At 45.1% G+C, this 6,189-nt stretch carries 4 protein-coding genes; 1 reads left to right on the forward strand and 3 read right to left on the reverse strand.

All coding sequences use genetic code 11. The features are described 5' to 3' along the window. Window positions 1-117: 117 nt before the first annotated feature. The 3 genes from ADH49_RS05340 to ADH49_RS05350 form a co-directional block, all read right to left on the reverse strand. On the reverse strand, window positions 118-1,764 hold the full coding sequence (locus ADH49_RS05340) for a hypothetical protein (RefSeq protein WP_048690513.1): 1,647 nt from the start codon (window positions 1,762-1,764) through the stop codon (window positions 118-120). After that, the gene (locus ADH49_RS05345) at window positions 1,754-2,497 is read right to left on the reverse strand and encodes an ABC transporter ATP-binding protein (protein ID WP_048690515.1); all 744 of its coding nucleotides are present in this window, start codon (window positions 2,495-2,497) and stop codon (window positions 1,754-1,756) included. The genes ADH49_RS05340 and ADH49_RS05345 overlap by 11 nt, the downstream gene beginning before the upstream one ends. Window positions 2,498-2,602: 105 nt before the next feature. After that, entirely contained in the window at window positions 2,603-4,177 is a 1,575-nt protein-coding gene (locus ADH49_RS05350) for a M20/M25/M40 family metallo-hydrolase (RefSeq protein ID WP_152904152.1), read from the reverse strand. Window positions 4,178-4,619: 442 nt separating this feature from the next. Here ADH49_RS05350 and ADH49_RS05355 point away from each other — a divergent pair, with 442 nt between their 5' ends. After that, window positions 4,620-6,071, forward strand: a complete 1,452-nt coding sequence (locus ADH49_RS05355; protein WP_048690519.1) for an alpha-amylase — start codon at window positions 4,620-4,622, stop codon at window positions 6,069-6,071. Window positions 6,072-6,189 lie beyond the last annotated feature (118 nt).

Genomic DNA, 6,189 nt, shown 5'->3' on the forward strand with positions numbered 1-6,189 from the left:
CCCTACTCAACTGTGCGGAGGTGGGACGACGAAATCGAATTCTAACGAATTACCGATTTCTGTTCCACTCTCTTTTACCATACAGATTCCCTCCGGTCAGGACCAGAGGGAATCTTTTTATTCACCAATTTCTTGGTTAAATTTATAAAAAGTACGTTTATAGATAGAAACAGTTGCAAGAGCTCCTATAGCTGCAATGAGAAGATAAATCACACTAGCAATCAAGGTGGTGAAGGCCACAGCGGATAGATAGAAAGCAAAACCTATCAGAATCAGCATAACGATAATAAAGACGAAGATCAATAATCCTCTCAGGGCAGCATTTCCTCTATTACGGTTCATCAGATCCGTTACAGTCGACCAATTGGTCGTTAAAAGCTTGTAGTCACGTCTAAAAGCGATCACACTCAAACTCAAACTGGTCAAAAACCAAATCAAAAGCATAGCTAGAAGGGAGAGAGGATGGACCCCAAAGTAGCAAGATACCCCTACTAAGAGCACGATCGGTAAAGCAGACTGAACTGAAAAGAGGATCCAAAATTTCTTCAAACAATAGCGTTTAAAGTCAATCGGAAGGGCACGAAGATAAGCGAAATTTTCCCGTTCCAAGGAGATCCCAATACTGGTCAAGCTTTCCACAGAGTTGAAAACTCCAATCATAAAAGCAATCAACGATAAAGGAAGCAGATATTGGGGCGTGAGGTAGTTTTCAATTTGGAAGGAAGCTCGCGATGCTCCTAAAAACAAGCCAAATGTGAACAGATAAGGGAAAATCGCCATCATGAAGATAACCTGGGTCAGCAAGGTACCATCACTCAGAAGCCGTTTATGGTAGGAAACGGTAAAGCGATGAAAGGCCTTCTGATCTCCTAGCTTCATCTGACTGACCCGCTCCTTAACCGCATGACTAGAAGAAACCTCAAGGGCAGCATCATAGAAATGAGGCAAGACCTGACTTTTGACCAGCCAAAGGAGAACTGCTAGAACCAATACCCAAGCCAACATCCCCACTAGTGCAGCTGAATCCAAAGGATTCAAGATAAAGGTATGGAAGACCTCTATCGGAGGAAAAATGCTGGGTTGAGTGACCAAATCACCAGCTACCGAGTGCTCTGATTGGAGCATATTGATATAGAGATAGGCTCCAATGGAAATGAGACTACTCAATCCAATGATGAGGTTAGACACCAAACTGGTGTGCTTCTTAAAGACAGCTGATTTGGTAATCAGATGGGATAGGAACAAGGTGCCTAAAAAGAGGATGGAGAGGAGAATCATGGCACAAAGAAGGCCAAGAAGGAGCCCCACCAAAACATTTCCCCCTGCTTGAATAGGAAGAATGATGAAATAACTGATCATTGGAAGCAGGGCCATCAAGAGCACTAAGATGACCGAAATACTCTTTCCTGCAATCACTTCTGCATCCGAAAAGGCATAGGGACGATAAAATTGTAAATCCTTGCTTTCGTAAAAGACATTGTAAAAACTCATCAAGCCTTGGGATATGGCTAAGAGCGCAAAGAGCGTAATCATATTGACAAAGGGACCTGGGCTAGAGACAAAATCATTGGCACTAGAAAGTATCCCAAAAAGGAAGAGATAAAGGAGACCGATAAATATATAGGTCCGAATGGACTGTGCGGAAACATTGACCTTCCTAGTCGGATCCTTTTCCTGCTTCTTTCTAAATTTCGCTAATTGGGCAGGCTGAGTCGCATAGATAATGTTGACATCGACTAGGCGACGAACCATTTTAAGACGCATCTGGACTCACCTCTTCTCTTCGACCAGCCAATCCAAGATAAATGGACTCTAGGCTTTGTTCTGGGTGTTGTCCCTTTAATTCCTCGATGGTGCCATAAAAGATGAGGTTCCCCTTCTTCAGGATGGCAATCTTATCACAGAGTTGCTCTGCCACTTCGAGGACATGGGTAGAGAAGATGACAGTGTTGCCCTTATCCGCATGCTCCCGCATCATCTGCTTCAAATCGTAAGAGGCTTGGGGATCCAAACCAGTCATGGGCTCATCTAGAACCCAAATGTCTGGATCAGATAGAAGAGCCCCGATGACAAAGACCTTTTGGCGCATCCCATGAGAGAAGGACTCGATAACCTCATAACGATGACTAGCAAAGTCAAACAGATGCAACAACTGCTCCAAGCGGTCATCACATTCCTGCTGGCTCATATCATAAGAAGTAGCGACCAACTCCCAAAATTCATTGGCCGTCAAACGAAGGAAGAGATCTGGCGAATCGGCTACATAGCCGATTTTCTTCTTTATTTCCAAGCGATTGCTATAGAGGTCCTTCCCATCTACTAAGATTTTACCAGTAGTTGGGGTGATGACACTGACCAGACTCTTAATGGTCGTTGATTTCCCGGCTCCATTATGGCCGATCAAGCCGACAATTTGCCCATCTTCAATGGTTAAGTTCAAATGGTTCAATGCCAGTTGACCATCATAATCCTTGGTGACTCCTTGAAATTCAATCATAGATTCTCCTTCTCCTATTCCACTTCCCTAATGAAAGAAAGTGGTTACTTATTTTGCCTATATTTTAGTCCTCTTTTCCTCATTTGTCAATGGAAAACTTGAGTATTAAAGCAATTCTTCAAAACGGTAGAGAAGGCCAAATAGATAGTTAGGGATGGTCTCCAGGAGATCCTCCCTAAAGACCCGCTCCCCTCTTTGATGGAGCTCCTTTCCCCAAGGCCCCAAATTGACTGCTGGCACTTGAATCTGGGCAATTTTTTCCAGATCCAACTCGTAGACTTGAGAAGGGATCGCCAAACTATCCAAGACGACCTGATAGCTTGCTAGGTCTCTCTCCAAGGCACAATAACTGGTGTCACAAATGCCCATGAAGTATTCCTCCACCTTCAGGGTCAGGCCGCGTTTTCCTAAATAATGGCGGTAATCATCCACCAGGGTGCCAATTTTAAGACTGGTATTTGGTAAAGAGCGACAGTTCATGGATGGGTAATAGGGTGGTGCAAAGCCAATAACGACCAATGGAGTCTTCTCCGCTAGGAAGTCTAAGTAAGCTTGGATCTGCTGGATGGCAATGGCCTGATAGCTGACTCCAGTTAAGAAAGCTTGGTAGGCCCTTTGCTCACATTGCTCTTGGAAGTTTGAAAAGCCTTCCTTCTTTTGGCAACGATCCAGCAATTCTTGATAGCTGATCACCCATGGCTGAGCTATCAAATGTTCTTGTCCCGCTTGGTCCTGGAGGGACAGGTATTTGACATAAAACTCATCAACCGCTTCCTGGCTCAACTCCTTGATGCGTTGCAGCAATTCCTGAGGGGTCTTTTTCAGATGCAGCACACTGAAATAGCCAGCAGCGTAGAGGACCGTCGATACATCATACTGGTCCTTCAAATCCCTCAGATAAGACCAAGAAGGAAGAGGAGACTGCTCACCCAGCGCTTGGTCGGATAGGTCTGGATGGAGATCCAATTTCGATGCGACTGCGATTAGGAGAGAGAGGGCGTTGATTCCCTTGAGAGGCTCCTTCATATGGGATAAGACCCCCTGGGCCACGACGACTGGCATGAGCTTACCGACCGTTCCAATGTGTAGGACCTTCTCCTTGTCACTAGTAGCTTCAAAGGGTTCTGAATCGACCGCTAAGACATAGTCCAAGTCAAACTCTTCTTTTAACTGACAAAGCAAACCTAATGCTCCTCTCATCCCACGTGAATAGGACTCCTCATCTCCCACAGATAGGTAAAGGAGGTTGACCTGACCCCCTTCTGGATCGGAGGCGTAGGCTCCTAAGACACCCAGTTGGAGTGCCAAGGCCGCCTTCATGTCACAAGAACCTCGTCCAAATTGCCATTGGCCAGAATCTAGGTCCTCCTGCATTTCTGATCGAAAATCAATGCCCTTCAAGGCTTGAACCAGCGCCTCGGAATCCAAAGCTATAGGGGCTAGGGGACCGTAATCTTCTAGATCTACCGTATCGTGGTGGTGAAAAAGGATCACTGTCTTTTTCTTGCCCTTATCGACCAAGGCCCAATTGACACTGCGATGGAGATGGTCATTGGGAAGAGGGTAGCGACCAAAGTGCTGGGGGTGACTCTTAAAATATGGAATAGACCCAATTCGTTGTTCTAGATAGTCTTCTATCTCCCTTTCTGTCTCGGTATTGGTAAAGCTCGGTATGGACATTGCCTCATGAAAAATGATGGCGATTTGTTCTTGGAAATGTTCTATGGATCTCAATGGAAGCCTCCTTTAAGTAATAATAGATATCTCTCCTAGAATGAGTCTATAAGACCTGAATTCTGGGACTTTCAACCAGCATTCAAACAGAATAACAACTAAACTGACAGCAGAGAACATCCTACAGACATTCCCTCCTGTCAATCAAATGATGGAGACACTTTTTCGACTGATAACCCCTTCTTAGACAGATTGAGCCAACTTGAACAAAATCGAAAAAATAGTTCCTATTCATGAGGGCAAATTCCCCATTTTTCTCATGCGAGAGCTCGTTTCCAGCCCATTTATCCTTAATCCAATAAAGACAGCGTTTTCGAGAGTGCAAACCTTTGCCCTATCCTGTCATTTTTGGTAAAATAAGGCATTATTCACGAAAGATGAGAACAAAATGGAAAATCAAACCTTAATGCAATATTTTGAATGGTACTTACCCTCAGATGGCCAACACTGGTCCCGCTTAGCTGCAGATGCTCCTCACCTGGCAGATTTGGGCATTCGTAAAATCTGGATGCCACCTGCTTTTAAAGCGACATCTGCCAATGATGTCGGCTATGGCGTCTATGACCTTTTTGACCTTGGAGAATTTGACCAAAAAGGGACTGTCCGCACCAAGTATGGATTCAAAGAGGACTACTTGCAAGCCATTCAGGCCTTAAAAGAAGCTGGAATCCAACCTATGGCTGATGTGGTCCTCAACCATAAGGCAGCAGCCGATGGTTTAGAAAAATTTGAAGTGGTCGAAGTGGACCCTAACGATCGGACCATCGTCTTGACTGAGCCTTTTACTATCAAAGGCTGGACAAAATTTACCTTTGATGGTCGAAATGGAGCCTACAATGACTTCCACTGGCACTGGTACCACTTCACCGGTACCGACTACGATGCTTCCCGCAATAAAAGTGGGATCTACCAGATCCAAGGGGACAACAAAGGCTGGGCTCAGGATGATCTGGTCGACAGCGAAAACGGAAACTACGATTACCTCATGTACGCTGATATCGACTTTAAACACCCAGAAGTGGTCGAAAACCTCAACCAATGGGCTGAATGGTTTATTAAAACAACTGGGGTGCAAGGCTTCCGACTAGATGCGGTCAAACACATTGACTCCTTCTTTATGAAGAACTTCATCCAGCAAATCACAGACAAATATGGAGACGATTTCTATGTATTTGGTGAGTTTTGGAACGGGGATGAACAAAGCAACAATGACTACCTATCTAGCATTGACTATCAGTTCGACTTAGTCGACGTTGCCCTCCACCAAAATCTCTTTAGAGCTAGCCAAGAAGGGGAAAACTTTGATTTAACCACTATTTTCAATGGTACGCTCGCAAGCAATCATCCAGAAAGTGCTGTAACCTTTGTCGATAATCACGATACCCAGAGAGGACAAGCCTTAGAGTCCACTGTTGGTGAATGGTTCAAACCTGCCGCTTATGCCCTCATTCTCCTACGCGAAGCTGGACTTCCATGTGTCTTTTACGGAGACTATTACGGGATTTCAGGAGACTTTGCCCAGCAGGATTTCCAAGCCGAGCTTGATCAACTCCTTCGTATCCGCAAAGACTTATCCTACGGTGAACAAAGGGACTACTTTGATGATCCTAACTGCATTGGTTGGACTCGCTCTGGAACGGAAGAGTCTGCTCCTATCGCCTGCGTGATTTCAAATGCGGCTGCATCTGCCAAACGCATGGAAATCGGCCAAGCATATGCAAGACAGACCTACTACGATGCCCTAGGAAATTACCAAGAACCCGTTCAAATCCAAGAAGACGGCTGGGCTGATTTCCCAGTCTCAGAACGCTCCGTCAGCGTATGGATTTTAGCAGACTAACTAGAAAATTTAATTGACTGAAGAGGCTGGGACAAAAGTTCTAGCCTTTCAATTGTCTTTGAATTGTCGAGCAAGACGCAGTGGTTGAGTGGGCTCTACTACGCTGATTTCATCAGCT

The organism is Streptococcus sp. 400_SSPC (assembly GCF_001072745.1).
Taxonomy (GTDB): Bacteria; Bacillota; Bacilli; order Lactobacillales; family Streptococcaceae; genus Streptococcus; species Streptococcus xiaochunlingii.